The organism is Bradyrhizobium sp. SZCCHNS3016 (assembly GCF_032484535.1).
Taxonomy (GTDB): Bacteria; Pseudomonadota; Alphaproteobacteria; order Rhizobiales; family Xanthobacteraceae; genus Bradyrhizobium.
This window is the reverse complement of the sequence record NZ_JAUETE010000003.1, coordinates 338,016-352,124: the sequence shown is the minus strand read 5'-3', so window position 1 is coordinate 352,124 and position 14,109 is coordinate 338,016. Positions and strand designations below refer to the sequence as shown.

The 14,109-nt window shown below is 65.1% G+C and carries 15 protein-coding genes; 4 read left to right on the top strand and 11 right to left on the bottom strand.

The features are described from left to right. Positions 1-62: 62 nt before the first annotated feature. Complete coding sequence (locus QW881_RS09130) at positions 63-698, top strand: response regulator transcription factor (protein WP_315756992.1); 636 nt, start codon at positions 63-65, stop codon at positions 696-698. A 127-nt stretch (positions 699-825) separates the two neighbouring features. Here the strand turns inward: QW881_RS09130 and QW881_RS09125 are convergent, their stop codons facing one another. Beyond that, on the bottom strand, positions 826-1,182 hold the full coding sequence (locus tag QW881_RS09125) for an EF-hand domain-containing protein (RefSeq protein ID WP_315757106.1): 357 nt from the start codon (positions 1,180-1,182) through the stop codon (positions 826-828). A 770-nt stretch (positions 1,183-1,952) separates the two neighbouring features. Here QW881_RS09125 and QW881_RS09120 point away from each other — a divergent pair. From QW881_RS09120 to QW881_RS09110, 3 genes are all read left to right on the top strand, one after another. Then, positions 1,953-2,147, top strand: a complete 195-nt coding sequence (locus QW881_RS09120) for a hypothetical protein (RefSeq protein ID WP_315756991.1) — start codon at positions 1,953-1,955, stop codon at positions 2,145-2,147. Between the two features lie 143 nt (positions 2,148-2,290). After that, positions 2,291-3,133 (top strand): hypothetical protein, encoded by an 843-nt coding sequence (locus QW881_RS09115; protein ID WP_315757105.1) that lies wholly within the window; start codon positions 2,291-2,293, stop codon positions 3,131-3,133. Between the two features lie 53 nt (positions 3,134-3,186). Continuing rightward, entirely contained in the window at positions 3,187-3,528 is a 342-nt protein-coding gene (locus tag QW881_RS09110) for a hypothetical protein (protein ID WP_315756990.1), read from the top strand. A 76-nt stretch (positions 3,529-3,604) separates the two neighbouring features. Here QW881_RS09110 and QW881_RS09105 read toward each other — a convergent pair whose 3' ends face one another. The 10 genes from QW881_RS09105 to glpD form a co-directional block, all read right to left on the bottom strand. Further along, on the bottom strand, positions 3,605-4,543 hold the full coding sequence (locus tag QW881_RS09105) for a TonB family protein (RefSeq protein ID WP_315756989.1): 939 nt from the start codon (positions 4,541-4,543) through the stop codon (positions 3,605-3,607). Then, the gene (gene exbD, locus QW881_RS09100) at positions 4,540-4,965 is read right to left on the bottom strand and encodes a TonB system transport protein ExbD (RefSeq protein WP_315756988.1); all 426 of its coding nucleotides are present in this window, start codon (positions 4,963-4,965) and stop codon (positions 4,540-4,542) included. The genes QW881_RS09105 and exbD overlap by 4 nt, the downstream gene beginning before the upstream one ends. Positions 4,966-4,968: 3 nt before the next feature. Then, positions 4,969-5,745, bottom strand: coding sequence for a tonB-system energizer ExbB (exbB, locus tag QW881_RS09095; RefSeq protein WP_315756987.1), 777 nt, complete (start codon positions 5,743-5,745; stop codon positions 4,969-4,971). A 462-nt stretch (positions 5,746-6,207) separates the two neighbouring features. Beyond that, complete coding sequence (locus QW881_RS09090) at positions 6,208-7,950, bottom strand: ABC transporter substrate-binding protein (protein ID WP_315757104.1); 1,743 nt, start codon at positions 7,948-7,950, stop codon at positions 6,208-6,210. Positions 7,951-8,073: 123 nt separating this feature from the next. Next, positions 8,074-8,403: a DUF2160 domain-containing protein gene (locus QW881_RS09085; protein WP_315756986.1), complete on the bottom strand. Its 330-nt coding sequence runs from the start codon at positions 8,401-8,403 to the stop codon at positions 8,074-8,076. Positions 8,404-8,590: 187 nt separating this feature from the next. Further along, positions 8,591-9,397, bottom strand: coding sequence for a carbohydrate ABC transporter permease (locus tag QW881_RS09080; RefSeq protein ID WP_315756985.1), 807 nt, complete (start codon positions 9,395-9,397; stop codon positions 8,591-8,593). After that, positions 9,397-10,299 carry a sugar ABC transporter permease gene (locus tag QW881_RS09075; protein WP_315756984.1) on the bottom strand — a complete coding sequence of 301 codons (903 nt, stop codon included), beginning with the start codon at positions 10,297-10,299 and terminating at the stop codon, positions 9,397-9,399. Before QW881_RS09075 ends, QW881_RS09080 begins: the two co-directional genes overlap by 1 nt. Before the next feature lie 3 nt (positions 10,300-10,302). Continuing rightward, positions 10,303-11,385 carry an ABC transporter ATP-binding protein gene (locus tag QW881_RS09070; RefSeq protein ID WP_315756983.1) on the bottom strand — a complete coding sequence of 361 codons (1,083 nt, stop codon included), beginning with the start codon at positions 11,383-11,385 and terminating at the stop codon, positions 10,303-10,305. Between the two features lie 12 nt (positions 11,386-11,397). Further along, entirely contained in the window at positions 11,398-12,480 is a 1,083-nt protein-coding gene (locus QW881_RS09065) for an ABC transporter ATP-binding protein (protein WP_315756982.1), read from the bottom strand. After that, entirely contained in the window at positions 12,477-14,030 is a 1,554-nt protein-coding gene (gene glpD, locus QW881_RS09060) for a glycerol-3-phosphate dehydrogenase (RefSeq protein ID WP_315756981.1), read from the bottom strand. The genes QW881_RS09065 and glpD overlap by 4 nt, the downstream gene beginning before the upstream one ends. Positions 14,031-14,109 lie beyond the last annotated feature (79 nt).

The window sequence follows — 14,109 nt, the reverse complement described above, 5'->3', positions numbered from 1 at the left end:
AACCTACATGATAGAGGAAGCATCGGCGCCACCAGCGCCCATAGGGGCAAGACCTTCGTCGGATGTATCGCGTTCTGCTCGTCGACGACCACCCGGTCGTGATCACGGCTTGTCGCTGGCTGCTGAACGAAGCCGGGATCCGCTCGCTGTCCGAGGCACACGATGCCGAGAGCGGGTACGAAGCCTATGTCCGCGACCGGCCGGACGTCGCGATCGTCGATCTGCGTCTACAGGGACGGGAACTCGGCGGCATCAGTCTGATCGAGCGGATGCGGTCGCACGATCCCCGCGCCCGAATCCTGGTCTTCAGCATGCACGCCGATCCGCGTATCGTCCGCTCCGCGATCGACGCCGGCGCCAGCGGCTATTTGCTGAAGGACGCCCCGCCGCACGAGCTGCCAAAGGCATTGGAACAGGTTCGAACCGGCGGCACCTATCTCGACCCGCAGCTCGCCACCCGCATCGCCCTGCTCCGCGCCGATCCGGACGGCATGGCGGCCGCGGCATTGACCCCGCGCGAGCGCCAGGCACTTGCGCTGCTGGCTCAGGCGAAATCCTATCAGGCGATCGCCGACCATCTCGGCATCAGCTACAAGACCGTCATCAACCTGACCTACCGGCTGCGACAGAAGCTCGGGGCGCGCAGCCTGCCCGACCTGGTTCGTCTCGCAGTGGAAATGTCCCGCCCAAGCATGTGAGGGCCAATCGCCTTCCCTGCCGGCCCGCCACAAGCATCCGCCTGAAAGACGAGGGCCTGCGACGGTCTCCCGTCGCAGGCCCTCGAGCTCATGTCCGTGTCGCGTCGGTCCAGTGCGGATCGACGTCTCACTTCAGCAGCTTGGCCACCGACTTCAGCTCTTTGGAATCGAGCGTGCCGTCATGGTCCGGATCGGCTGCCTTGAAGCGGCCCTCCACCAGCGCCAGATACTCGTCCTTGGTCAGCGTGCCGTCATTGTCGGGATCAGCGGCCTTGAGATCCTTGGCCGAAACGCGGCCGCGCAGCTCCTTGGCGTCGAGCGTGCCGTCATGGTCGCGATCGAGACGATCGAACAGCGCCCCAGCGGCCGTGCGGACCTCGCTCATGTCGGCGGTGCCGTCCTTGTCGGGGTCGATCGAGGTCAGCAGCTTAGAGGGAGCCGGTGCACTGACAGCCATCGTCGACGTGCCGACGATGGCGGCCATGCCGACGGCGGCGGCCGTCATTATCAGTTTCCAGTTCATCGAATTGATCCTTTGTCTCCGCCGTCCGAGGGGCGGCGATGAAGGGGACGAAAACAACGTATGCGAGCGTCGCCGGTTTCACCGGCAACGCGTCGCACATCGTTCTGACCTATGGGAGGCCCTGCCATTTCGCAAGTGCAAGAACGAGACGTCCGGGAATTCTATGCAAGGTCGTCGAGACTAGAACCTCGGTCCATGCAGGAAATATCTCCCCGGACGGTCGCGACGCGGCCCGATGTCCCGATCGGAGACACCTCCCCCTGCCTCGGCCCGGGCATTGACGACGCGACGTCCGCGCTTGGCGACGTGACGCGGCTTCGCCGCCTGGGAGACCGACATCTCCGAACTGAGCCCCACATCCCTTTCGGGCAGGGCATCGCTCCCCGATGACGCACGTCGGACTCGCCCCACCTGGCCTTCGAGCGCGGCGGTCGCTGCTTCGCGGTCCCTCCGAGACCGAACGATTTTGTGCCTTGTGCAGCCGGTCTCGGATCTGACGCAGGTCGTCCTGGCCGCGCTCCTGCCGGCCTGGGTTTGATTCCACCACGCTTCCAGCTGGTCCCGCAGCGTCTCCTCCGCGAAGGCGCGTCCGTCCAGCAGCAACACCGTGGACAGGAGGAGTGTGACCATCAGCCCGAACTTCATCGGCTGAGTGGACAAGCGGCGACGATGACCGGGAGTGTGAAGCACGGGCGTGTCCATTCTCTGGCTGATCCGGCGATCAGCAATACATGCTGCAACGCATGTTTTCCTCGCTCTATGACCTCAATGTGTTTGCAGCACGCCACATTCATCGCCGCCCTGAGATTCATTCGCGAATCGGCCGCCATATTGTCTCGGTCAAAATGTCCCGTTCGGCTTGCCAAAACATCCCTATTGCCGCCGGCGAAAGCAGTGAGTCGAGAAATGCGGCGATCAGCAACTGATCGTTTCCCGATCGCGTCACGTTTCAGCCGAGCCGCCCGCATGTTTTCGCCGCGCCGACTCGTTAGCTCACTCGATCAGGGAGCGCGGGGACATGCAGCCGAACGGCATCGCAAGACGACAACGAGCACGATTGCGATCGTGCATAGCCGCCGCTGCCATCCTGCTCGCACCGATCGGTGCGGCCGCCGAGGAGATCCAGGGCAATGACCCCGCCTCGCCCGGACATTTCCAGATTGAGCAGCGCTTCGGCTATCTGACGACCTTCAATCCGCAGCAGAACGGCGGACGCCGCGTGCCGCAGCGTGCGGTCACCGGCGAGACCGAGATCGGCTACTCGCCGACCGAATGGTACGAGATCGCGTTGACCTCGCCTTACGCCTTTGCCCGCACCAATGTGCCGATGGCGCTGGGCAATGTGATGGACAATGGCGTGCCCGGCTATTCATTTCAGTCCGGCGGCGTCACCATTCGCCAGACCTTCATCCAGGGCGACCGACTCGAGCGCACCGTCTTCCTCGGCCTCGTGTCACGCACCATCCTGGCGCCGCAGGGCGGCCTGACGCCGGACCTGTGGGTCGCCAACAAGGCCGGCGCCGGCCAGCCCGGCGCGCCGCGCTTCGTGCAGGAGGCGACGCCGCGGGTGGCGCAAATGTTCACGCCGATCATCGGCGTCAACCTGCCCAACGACTATCAGCTGATCTTCAACGCCAACATGACCTTCGGCATCGACGGCGCGGGCTCGGCCTTCGAGCCTTCGATCCGCTTCGTCAAACGACTCAGCGACCGGTGGACCGTCGGCATCGAGCATTTCTCCAATCTCGGTCCATTCGGCTACATCCTGCCCTGGCATCAGCAGATGCAGACGCTCTATGCCGTCGCCGACACTCGCTTCAAGGGTTTCGAGTTCAGCTTCGGGGTCGGCTACGGACTGACCAACGCCTCGCGCGGCCTCGCGATCAAGACCAGCATCGGCAAGGATTTCTGATCCGCCCGCGCCGTCTCCTTCTCAGCCTCGGTCATAGCAAAAGGACATTCGACATGCGCCGTCTCGTCACCGCCTGCACGCTTCTCATTCTGGTCGGCTCTGCCGCATCAGCCGAGGACGGCCCGCGCTTCCTCAACCGCACCGGCCAGACCGTCGTGAAGATGTATCTCGCTGCCGCCGGCACCAAGGCCTGGGGCGCGGACCAATGCAAGAACGACGACGAGGGCGAGGTCGATCACAACGAGCGCATGACGCTGGTCGGCGTCAAGTCCGGCCGCTACGACATCAAGCTCGCCGACAAAGCCGGTCGCACCTGCGTCGCCAAGAACATCGAGTTGAAGGAAGGCGCACAATTCGTGGTGCGCGACACGGACCTGACAGAGTGCACCAAATAGCACACGGCCCGGTTCGACCTCGCAAGCAAGACGTCGCCGCCGGCTCGCCATCCCGCCAGGGAGGCGAGCTCCTTGCTCATTGCGGCCGAATGCGGATTGGGATGACCAGCGACGTTTGAGCTTGGGTCATCTCGGCCGGAAACGGCGGGAAGGGCTGGGCGCGATCAACCAGCTCGAGCGCGGCCCGGTCCACGGTCGCAGAGCCGGAGCTCGAGGCGATCCGCCGCGAGACGAGTCGCCCATTGCGCGCGATGACGGCGCTGACGCTGACCATTCCGCCCTCCCGGCCGCCGCTTGCAGTGGTGTTGTAGCGCCGGAAATGAGCGATGAACTGGCTATTCCAGCTGGCCCTGCCTTGCCGTGCACCTTCGCCATCGGCGCCGGCGTTCGGGGCAGCGGCCGAACGGGCCGGTCGGCTTGGCAGCGCCGCAACCGGCTTCGGCGGCGCTGGCTTCTTCTCAACCTTCGCCTTGGTTTCCTTCTCGACCGGCTTGCGCTCGACGCGCTCGGGTGCCGGGACCGACTCTGGCGGCTTCGCCTCGATCGGCTTCGGCGGCGGGGGCGGCGGCAGCACGACGTCGTCGGCACGCGGCGGCTCGGGCGCGAGCGCGACCTGCGGAGCGGGCTCCGGCGAGGGAATGACCTCAGGCACCGGCTCCGGCTGTGCCATGACCTGCGGCTCAGGCTCGGATGACGATTGCGGCAGCGGCTCAGCGACAGCCTGGCGCGCGACGGGCTCGTCCTTGGCCAGCTCTTCCTTCGGCGGCTCGACCGGGGGCGCCGGCGCGACCTGCGGCGCTTCCTCGACCGTCGGCGCCGGCTCGTTCACCACAGCCGGCGTAAACACGACGTCGAACGCCGACGCCTCGGCGCGCCCCTGCGGCGCGGGACGCAACAACAAATAACCCACCGCGAGCCCGACATGCAGCCCGGCGACGACCAGCGCAGCAACGGTCCACAGCATCCGCTCGCGGCGGTCCTCGTGTTCGAACGGATCGAGCGTGAGGACGCTCACTGCGCGCCCCGGTCTTCCAGGGCGACGAGCGCCACCTTAGTGTAGCCGGCACGGCGCAGCGTGTTCATCAGCGCCATCACCTCGCCATAGGGCAGCGTCTGATCGGCGCGCAGCAGCACGCGCTGGCCATGGTCGGAGTTGGTGGCGGCGTCGAGGGAGGCTGCGATATCAGCCTGCGCCACGCCTTGATCGCCGACGGCAAGCGAGCGATCGGCCTTGAACGTCACGAAGACCGGCGTCTCTGCGCGCGGCTGCGGCTCGGCGGAAATGGCCGGCAGGTTGACGGGAATGTCGACGGTGGCGAGGGGCGCGGCGACCATGAAGATGATCAAGAGCACCAGCATGACGTCGATGAACGGCGTCACGTTGATGTCGTGCGTTTCCTCGAATTCGTCGGGGCGTCGGGCGAGCTTGACGGCCATGGCTCACTCCGCCGGATTGGCGATCGACAGCATCGGCGCCTCGACAGCGCGGATGGCGCTGCGCCGGGCCTCGGCGGGCCCCACGTGCTGACGATCGAGATCGCGGCTGAGCAGGCGCATGACCGCCACCGACGCATCGGCGATGACGGCGCGATAGCCGCCGGTGGCGCGCGCGAACAGGTTGTAGATCACGACCGCGGGAATCGCGGCGGCAAGGCCGAAGGCGGTCGCGAGCAGCGCCTCGGCAATGCCCGGTGCGACCACTGCGAGATTGGTCGTATGGGCATGCGAGATGCCGATGAAGCTGTTCATGATGCCCCAGACGGTGCCGAACAGGCCGACGAACGGCCCGACCGCGCCGACCGTGGCGAGAATGCCGATGCCGCGGCCGATGCGCGCCACCGCCGCCGCCTCGATCCGCTCGAACTGCCAGGAGACGCGCTCCTTGATGCCATCGGCGGGGAGGCCACGCGACTTGTCGATTTCGTCATCGGCGACGGCCAGCAGCCGGCCGACCACACCGTCGTCGGCGGAAATGCGCCCCGTCGCATCCGACAGCGCGCGCGAGGCCATCGCGATACCGAGCGCGCTGCGGGACGTGCGCAGCGCCGCGCGGAGCTGGAACGTCTTCACCACCAGCACGGTCCAGGTTGCGACTGAGGCTAGCGCCAGACCGATCATGACCGCCTTCACGACGATGTCGGCCTGCATGAACATGGTCCAGGGCGACAACGCTTCCGGCAGCGTGCTCGCGATATTGGCGATGTGCGCCTGATCCATGGCCGTACTCCCTCGGTGGCCCGAACGTTTGGTGACCGCGATCCCGACACCGTCTCGTGTCGCGCACCTCACGTTCGGGACGAACGCGGGTGGCCAGCTTCGAGGGTGTCGGATCGTGTCGAGGCCTTGTTGTTTCGTGTCGTTGGGGCAAAGTCACGGCGAAGATGGCAACCATGCCGATCAAGAAAGAGTGCCGCCTGCCGTCGTCGGCTTCAAGTCACTTGGCTTGTGGAATATGTCCTGGGCGACTCGGGAATAATTCCCGGATGGAACGGAGACCACTTCCACGCAAAGCAGAAAGGCCGGGATCGCTCCCGGCCTTTGTCTCATTTCGTCCCGTGCTCCACCGTTATGCCCCGCGCAGGCGAGGCCTCCAGGACACGCCGGCGGGCCATGCCAGAGCCGGAACGCCGCGGGGACTGGATCGCCCGGTCAAGCCGGGCGATGACCGTGGTCAGGCGATCACTTCGCCTCGGCGCGCTTCGGCGGGGTGGCCGGCCACGACTTGATCAGGGTGTCGTAGTCGATCGTCTCGCCCTTCGGCTTCTCGTTCGCGAGCTTGCGCTGCGGAGCGATGTTGCCGTCCTTGGCCGACTTGTTGAACCAGAACTCGGCCGATTCCTTCTTGTTCAGCTTCGGACCGCACTCGCCCTGGACCTTGGACTTCTCCAGACGCTCGAGGACGGAGTCCTGAGCGGCCGCGAGCGCGTCCATCGCCTGCTGCGGGGTCTTCGCACCGGACGACGCATCGCCGATGTTCTGCCACCACAGCTGCGCGAGCTTCGGATAGTCGGGCACGTTGTTGCCGGTCGGGGTCCACTGCACGCGGGCGGGCGAGCGGTAGAACTCGATCAGGCCGCCGAGCTTCGGCGCGCGCTCGGTGAACGACTTGTCCCAGATGTCGGATTCACGGATGAAGGTGAGACCGACATGGCTCTTCTTCAGACTGACCGACTTGGAGACGATGAACTGCAGATACAGCCAGGCGGCCTTGCGGCGATCCGGCGGCGTCGACTTCAAGAGCGTCGCAGAACCGGCGTCCTGGTAGCCGAGCTTCATGCCCTCCTTCCAGTACGAGCCGTGCGGCGACGGCGCCATGCGCCACTTCGGCGTGCCGTCCGCGTTCACGACCGGCAGGCCGGGCTTCACCATGTCGGCCGTGAAGGCGGTGTACCAGAAGATCTGCTGGGCGATGTTGCCCTGTGCCGGCACCGGACCTGCCTCCGAGAAGGTCATGCCCTGCGCCTGCGGCGGCGCATACTTCTTCATCCAGTCGAGATACTTCGCGATCGAGTAGACGGCCGCCGGGCCGTTGGTGTCGCCGCCGCGCTCGATCGACGAGCCGACCGGACGGCAGCCTTCCATGCGGATGCCCCATTCGTCGACCGGCAGGCCGTTCGGGATGCCCTTGTCGCCGTTGCCGGCCATCGACAGCCAGGCGTCGGTGAAGCGCCAGCCGAGCGAGGGATCCTTCTTGCCATAGTCCATGTGACCATAGACCTTGACGCCGTTGATCTCCTTGATGTCGTTGGTGAAGAACTCGGCGATGTCCTCGTAGGCCGACCAGTTCACGGGCACGCCGAGCTCATAGCCATATTTGGCCTTGAACTTGGCCTTGTAGTCCGGGTTGGTGAACCAGTCGTAGCGGAACCAATACAGGTTGGCGAACTGCTGGTCGGGCAGCTGATAGAGCTTGCCGTCCGGCGCGGTCGTGAACGACTTGCCGATGAAGTCGTTGACGTCGAGCATCGGATCGGTGACGTCCTTGCCCTCGCCCTTCATGTAGTCCGACAGCGCGATCGTCTGGCCGTAGCGGAAGTGGGTGCCGATCAGGTCGGAGTCGTTGATCCAGCCGTCATAGACGTTCTTGCCGGACTGCATCTGGGTCTGCAGCTTCTCGACGACGTCGCCTTCCTGGATCAGGTCGTGCTTCAGCTTGATGCCGGTGATCTCGCTGAAGGCCTTGGCCAGAGTCTTGGCCTCGTACTCGTGGGTGGTGATGGTCTCGGAGACGACGTTGATCTCCATGCCCTTGAAGGGCTCGGCGGCCTTGGCGAACCACTCGAGCTCCTTCTTCTGCTCTTCCTTCGACAGGGTCGAAGGCTGGAATTCGCTGTCGATCCACTTCTGGATCGTGGCGTCGTCCGCACGTGCCGGCACGGACAGCGTCATAGTGGCGGCGAACAGCGCAGCAGCGCTGGTCATCGCGAGATAGCTCGCCTTGGTCAGGTGATGCTTCCTAGGTTTCAAGTGTCGCATGCTTTCCTCCTTGAGCGACAGACGTATCCAGGTCCGGGTTGCCCCCGGATCTGCCCCTTTTCACCTGCGTCAGACGGTGCGGAAGATCGCAACGGCTGATGCAAGCGAAATTGCGGTCGCGAGCCACAGGCTCGAAACCTCAAACCCTTCCTCGCCGATCGGCAAGGTCGCAATCGTGTCAGTGCCGATCAGACCGATCCATGCAAGATGAATGACGGCAGCCGAGATCAGCGAGATGAACAGCCGGTCGCCGCGCGTGGTCGGAATGCGCAGCACTCCGACCCGCTCGGCCTCCGGGTAGCGCGCGGCGAGCAGGATCATGACGGCGAGCGTGCAGGCGAGCGCAGCGAAGAAGATCGCGGTCGGCAAGGTCCATGCCATCCATGCGATGCTATTCATGGCTATCAGCTCCAGACGGTAATTGGCCCCCTCCCCCGCTTGCGGGGGAGGGATGGGGTGGGGGCGCCGCGCGTCGGAGCGCCCGAGAGGAGAGATGCCCCCACCCGTATCGCATCTGACGATGCGATACGGCCTCCCCCGCAAGCGGGGGAGGCGGAACGGAGGCCGTGGCAACAAGCGTGCGTCATCACACCCGTCCCAGCGCGAAGCCGCGCGCGATGTAGTTGCGGACGAACCAAATGACGAGCGCGCCGGGGATGATGGTCAGCACGCCGGCAGCAGCGAGCAGGCCCCAATCCATGCCGGACGCCGAGACCGTGCGCGTCATCACCGCCGAGATCGGCTTGGCGTCGACGGAGGTCAGCGTGCGCGCGAGCAGCAGTTCGACCCAGGAGAACATGAAGCAGAAGAAGGCGGCGACGCCGATGCCGCTCGCGATCAGCGGCACCAGGATCTTCACGAAGAAGCGCGGAAACGAGTAACCGTCGAGGAACGCCGTCTCGTCGATCTCGCGCGGCACCGACGAGACGAAGCCTTCGAGGATCCAGACCGCGAGCGGGATGTTGAAGATGCAATGCGCCAGCGCGACCGCCCACGGCGTATCGAACAGGCCGATCGCCGAGTACAGATTGAAGAACGGCAGCGCGTAGACCGCGGCCGGCGCCATGCGGTTCGACAGCAGCCAGAAGAACAGGTGCTTGTCGCCGAGGAAGCGGTAGCGCGAGAACGCATAGGCCGCCGGCAGCGCCACGAGGATCGAGATCACCGTGTTGATGATCACGTATTTCAGTGAGTTGATGTAGCCGGAATACCAGCTCTCGTCGGTGAAGATGCGCATGTAGTTGGCCAGCGTCGGCTGATGCGGCCAGAGCGTCATCGTTGTGACGATCTCGTTGTTGGTCTTGAAGCTCATGTTGACGAGCCAGTAGATCGGCAACAGCAGGAAGACCAGGAACAGCGAGATGATGATGCGACGGCCCGGAATGGTGTTCATCACGCGCCCCCCTTCACCGGCCGGCGATCGGCGCCGGCATTGGTCATGATGGTGTAGAACACCCAGCACACGATGAGGATGATCAGATTGTAGACCAGCGATAGCGCCGCCGCCTTGCCGAGGTCGAACTGGCCGAGCGCGATCTTGACGAGCTCGATCGAGATGAAGGTCGTCGAATTGCCCGGTCCGCCGCCGGTGACGACGAACGGCTCGGTGTAGATCATGAAGCTGTCCATGAAGCGCAGCAGCACGGCGATCAGCAGCACGCGATGCATCTTTGGCAGCTGGATTGCGGTAAACACCGCCCAGCGCGAGGCGCCGTCGATCTGCGCAGCCTGATAATAGGCGTCGGGGATCGACTTCAGGCCGGCATAGCACAGCAGCGCCACCAGGCTGGTCCAGTGCCACACGTCCATCACGATGACGGTGGCCCAGGCATCGAGATCGTTGGACACGTAATTGTAGTCGATGCCTACGCTCGTCAACGCATAGCCAAGCAGGCCGATGTCGGGCCGGCCGAAAATCTGCCAGATGGTGCCGACCACGTTCCACGGAATCAAGAGCGGCAGCGCCAGCACGACGAGGCAGAAGGCCACGGTCCATCCGCCCCGCGGCATCGACAGCGCCACGACGATGCCGAGCGGCACCTCGATGGCCAGGATTGCGAGCGAGAAGATCAGGTTGCGCCCGAGCGAGGCGAGGAAGCGGCCGCCGAGATCGGTCGAGGGATCGAGCAGCTCCTTGAACCAGCCGACACCGTTCCAGAAGAACTGGTTGTTGCCGAACGTGTCCTGCATCGAATAGTTCACCACCGTCATCAGCGGCAGCACGGCGGAGAACGCGACCAGCAGGAACACCGGCAGCACCAGGAACCAGGCCTTGTTGTTGATGGTCTTGTCCATCACTCAGGCTCCCTCGACGAGACGGCTGTCGGCATAGACGTGGACATAGGCGGGATTGAACTTCAGCCCGATCGCCGAGCCCTGCGGCGAGAAGCCGGCCGGCAGTCGCGCGGCGAACTTGACGTCGCCGACACGGACGCGCGCGAAGCGGATGCGGCCGAGATCGTCGACGCGCTCGATATTGGCATCGAGCAGGCCGGGTCCGGGCTGAGCGACATCGACGAATTCCGGACGGACGCCGATCTCGATCTTGGCTCCGGCCGGCAGCGCGTCGTAGCTGCGCGCCAGCGTCAGGGTGTGACCGTCGATGCGGGCTTCACGTCCCTTCACCTCGGCCGAGAGGATGTTCATGCCGGGCGAGCCGATGAAATAGCCCACGAACGTATGCGCGGGCTTGTCGAACAGCTCGGCCGGCGTGCCGCTCTGCACGACGCGGCCGTCATGCATCACGACGACGGTGTCGGCGAAGGTCAGCGCCTCCGTCTGGTCGTGGGTGACGTAGATCATCGTCAGGTCGAGTTCGCGATGCAGCGCCTTCAGCTTGGAGCGCAGCTGCCATTTCAGCTCGGGATCGATCACGGTCAGCGGCTCGTCGAACAAGACGGCGGCGACGTCGGAGCGAACCAGACCGCGGCCGAGCGAGATCTTCTGCTTGGCGTCGGCGGTCAAGCGCGTGGCCTTGCGGTTGAGGTCCGGTGTGAGATCGAGCAGACGCGCGATCTCTGCAACGCGCTTGTCGATCTCGGCCCTTGGCACGCCGCGGTTCTTCAGAGGAAACGCAAGATTTTCGCCCACCGTCATCGTGTCGTAGATGACCGGAAACTGGAACACCTGCGCGATGTTGCGTTCGCGGGTCGAGGCTTTGGTGATGTCCTTGCCGTCGAACAGGATCTTGCCGTGCGAGGGCGTCAGGATGCCGGAGATCAGGTTGAGCAGTGTGGTCTTTCCGCAGCCGGACGGGCCGAGCAGCGCATAGGCGCCGCCCTGGCGCCAGGTCATCGTCACCGGTTTCAGCGCGTAGCTTTCGATATCGCCGCTGTTACCGTTATAGGCGTGGGCGAGATCGACGAGGTCAATGCGGGCCATGCGGCATCTCCCTCAGATCGCCGGCGCCGCGACCAGACGGTCGCCGGCGTCGAACACGAACACATTGGCAGGATCGAGCACGGCGTCGAGGACCTCGCCGGGCTCGTATTCATGGACGCCGTGCAGCACCGCGACCCAGTTCATATCGCCGCGCGTCAGATGCACGAAGCTCTCCGATCCCGTGATCTCGGTGACCGAGACGGTCGCGGGAAAGGCATGGCGGCCGTGGCTGCCGTCGCCTTTGCCAAGCCCGAGCTGATGCGGGCGAAAGCCGACGCGATAGGCGCCGTCCGGCAGAGCGGCATAGAGGCCGACCGCCGGCGCCTTGACCCCGCCGGCATACTCCACGCTCTCGCCGCGCTTCTGGATCTCGACCGTGTTCATCGGCGGATCCGAGAATACCTGGCCGACACGCAAGGTGTCGGGTCGGCGATACACGGCCGCGGTGTCGCCGGCCTGCAGCGCCTGCCCTTCCCACATGCAGATGGTGCGGCCGCCGAGCAGCAGCGCCTCCGAGGGCTCGGTGGTAGCATAGACGAAGATTGCGCCGGATGCCTCGAAGATGCGCGGCAGCTCGGTCCGCAGCTCCTCGCGCAGCTTGTAGTCGAGATTGGCGAGCGGCTCGTCCAGCAGCACGAGGTCCGCCCCCTTCACCAGTGCGCGCGCAATCGCCGTGCGCTGCTGCTGGCCGCCGGAGAGCTGCAGCGGCGTGCGCTTCAGATAGGGCTCGAGCCGCAGCAGCCGGGCGGCTTCCGCCACGCGCTTCTCGATCTCCTGGCGCGACTTGCCTTGCACGCGCAGCGGCGAAGCGATGTTCTCATAGACCGAGAGCGAGGGATAGTTGATGAACTGCTGATAGACCATTGCGACCGAGCGCTGCCGCACGTCGGCGCCGGTGACGTCCTTGCCGTCGACCAGCACCCGCCCCGTGGTCGGCCGGTCGAGGCCGGCGAGCAGTCGCATGATCGAGGTCTTGCCGGACAGCGTTGGCCCGAGCAGCACGCTCAGCGTGCCGCGCTGCAACGTCAGCGAGACGTCGCGAATGGTGGTCACGCCGTCGACGATTCGGGAGACGTGATCGAGCGTGACGCTCATGCGCGCCCTCCCGCCTCACGCGCCGGCACGGCGGAGCGTTCGCGATTGGCTGTGATCCACGCATCGAGCGCGGCGATCTCAGCCGCCGACATCCGCAACCCCAGCTTCGATCGACGCCACACGATGTCCTCGGCCGTCAACGCCCACTCGTTCGTCATCAGGTACCTGACTTCACGCTCCGTCAAGGTGCCACCGAAATCCTGGCCGAGATCGGCCAAAGATGTCGCACCGGCGAGCATGGCCGCAGCCCGCGTGCCATAGGCATGGGCGATCCGCTTCGCATGTGCATCCGACAGGAACGGATAGGTCTTGCGGAGATCCGCAATCAACGGCGCAACGGCCGAAACCTTCATGTCGCCGCCGGGCAGCGGCGCCTTGCCGGTCCACCCCTCCTCCGCCTTGCCACCTTTCACATAGGGCGCGAGACGCTCCAGCGCCTCTTCCGACAGGCGCCGGTAGGTGGTGATCTTGCCGCCATAGATCGACAGCAGCGGCAAGCCGCCGGGCGTATCGAGCTCGAACACGTAGTCGCGGGTCGCCGCCTTGGCCTCGCTGGCGCCATCGTCATAGAGCGGACGCACGCCGGAATAGCTCCAGACCACGTCGGCCGGCGTCACCGGCTTGGCGAGATATTCGCCGAGCGCGGCGCAGAGATAGGCGATCTCCTCGTCGGTCGCCTTCACCTTGGCCGGATCGCCCTGATAGTCGCGATCGGTGGTGCCGATCAGCGTGAAATCCTGCTGATAGGGAATGGCGAAGATGATGCGGCCGTCGGCGTTCTGGAAGATGTAGGCGCGGTCGTGGTCATAGAGCTTGCGCACCACGATGTGCGACCCCTGCACCAGCCGCACTTTCGCTTTCGCATTGACGCCGGCGCCGATCGCCAGCACCTGCTCGACCCAGGGACCGGCGGCATTGACCAGCGCGCGCGCCTTGATGGTCTCGCGCTCGCCGGTCTGCGTGTTCTCGGTGGTGACCAGCCAATGGCTGCCATCCTGCCGGATTTCGATCGCGCGCGTGCGGGTGCGGATGACGGCGCCGCGGTCGACGGCATCGCGCGCGGTCAGCACGACCAGACGCGCATCGTCGACGAAGCAGTCGGAATACTCGAAGCCCTTGCTGTAGCGCCCGGGGATCAAGGGGCGGCCGACCTCGTCGCTGCGCAGGTTCACCGACCGCGTCGGCGGCAGCAGCTTGCGGCCGCCGAGATGATCATAGAGGAACAGGCCGAGGCGCAGCAGCCAGGCCGGGCGCAGGCCCGAATGATGCGGCAGCACGAAACGCAACGGACGGATGATGTGGGGCGCGATCTGCCACAGGATTTCGCGCTCGATCAGCGCCTCGCGGACCAGCCGGAACTCGTAATATTCGAGATAGCGCAGGCCGCCATGCACGAGCTTGGTGGACCAAGACGAGGTTCCGCTCGCCAGATCGTTCATTTCACAAAGGAAAACGGAATTTCCGCGTCCGGCCGCATCGCGCGCGATGCCGCAACCGTTCACGCCGCCTCCGATAATGGCGAGGTCGTAGATCCGCTCCAACAGACGCATCCCCCGGCAATCGCCTTGACTGCGGCGATTTCACTTTCGGTTTCGAGTTAATCACAAACGAAAGTGAAAGCAAATCGAA

Excerpts from the sequence above, each read along its gene's own strand:
- QW881_RS09130 (WP_315756992.1), top strand. The coding sequence starts at position 63 with ATGTATCGCGTTCTGCTCGTCGACGACCACCCGGTCGTGATCACGGCT.
- QW881_RS09125 (WP_315757106.1), bottom strand. The coding sequence starts at position 1,182 with ATGGCCGCCATCGTCGGCACGTCGACGATGGCTGTCAGTGCACCGGCT.
- QW881_RS09120 (WP_315756991.1), top strand. The coding sequence starts at position 1,953 with ATGCTGCAACGCATGTTTTCCTCGCTCTATGACCTCAATGTGTTTGCA.
- QW881_RS09110 (WP_315756990.1), top strand. The coding sequence starts at position 3,187 with ATGCGCCGTCTCGTCACCGCCTGCACGCTTCTCATTCTGGTCGGCTCT.
- exbD (WP_315756988.1), bottom strand. The coding sequence starts at position 4,965 with ATGGCCGTCAAGCTCGCCCGACGCCCCGACGAATTCGAGGAAACGCAC.
- exbB (WP_315756987.1), bottom strand. The coding sequence starts at position 5,745 with ATGGATCAGGCGCACATCGCCAATATCGCGAGCACGCTGCCGGAAGCG.
- QW881_RS09090 (WP_315757104.1), bottom strand. The coding sequence starts at position 7,950 with ATGACCAGCGCTGCTGCGCTGTTCGCCGCCACTATGACGCTGTCCGTG.
- QW881_RS09085 (WP_315756986.1), bottom strand. The coding sequence starts at position 8,403 with ATGAATAGCATCGCATGGATGGCATGGACCTTGCCGACCGCGATCTTC.
- QW881_RS09080 (WP_315756985.1), bottom strand. The coding sequence starts at position 9,397 with ATGAACACCATTCCGGGCCGTCGCATCATCATCTCGCTGTTCCTGGTC.
- QW881_RS09075 (WP_315756984.1), bottom strand. The coding sequence starts at position 10,299 with ATGGACAAGACCATCAACAACAAGGCCTGGTTCCTGGTGCTGCCGGTG.
- QW881_RS09070 (WP_315756983.1), bottom strand. The coding sequence starts at position 11,385 with ATGGCCCGCATTGACCTCGTCGATCTCGCCCACGCCTATAACGGTAAC.
- QW881_RS09065 (WP_315756982.1), bottom strand. The coding sequence starts at position 12,480 with ATGAGCGTCACGCTCGATCACGTCTCCCGAATCGTCGACGGCGTGACC.
- glpD (WP_315756981.1), bottom strand. The coding sequence starts at position 14,030 with ATGCGTCTGTTGGAGCGGATCTACGACCTCGCCATTATCGGAGGCGGC.